Here is a 539-nt window from a genome sequence, read left to right on the forward strand (position 1 = left end):
AACGACGTGGACCAGAACGAAACTGACGCAGATGCGGCGATTCTTGCCGTGCAAAACGATGTGGACCAGAACGAAGCAGATGCAGACGCAGCTATTCTTGCCGTGCAAAATGATGTAAATCAAAATGAAGCTGACGCAGATGCTGCCATCGCCTTGAAAGAGGATACCGCGAACAAATCGGATGACGTTACCTTGGCCGATGCCACAAACACCAAGTTCCCTACGGAACTCGCCGTAAAGACCTATGTGGACGGGCAAATTACCGCCACCGCAGATGACGATATAACAGGGGCTTCTATTGATGGTTCCAGTGTTCTGAAAATCGATGAAGGAACTTCTTCCGTAACCGTAGACCTTTCAGCCTTGGAAGAATCCGCAGATATCACCGCCGTACAGAACGACGTAGACCAGAACGAAGCAGACGCCGATGCAGCTATTCTTGCAGTTCAAAACGATGTAAATCAAAACGAAGCAGATGCTGATGCCGCGATACTTGCCGTACAAAACGATGTCGACCAAAACGAAGCGGATGCAGACGC

1 protein-coding gene is annotated in these 539 nt (G+C 49.7%); it reads left to right on the forward strand.

What is annotated here, in order from left to right; translation table 11 throughout:
- Positions 1 to 539 (forward strand): hypothetical protein (locus tag H9565_RS20060; RefSeq protein ID WP_215442153.1); only part of this gene is annotated, 539 nt, incomplete at both ends.

The organism is Zobellia russellii, from assembly GCF_018728565.1.
Taxonomy (GTDB): Bacteria; Bacteroidota; Bacteroidia; order Flavobacteriales; family Flavobacteriaceae; genus Zobellia; species Zobellia russellii.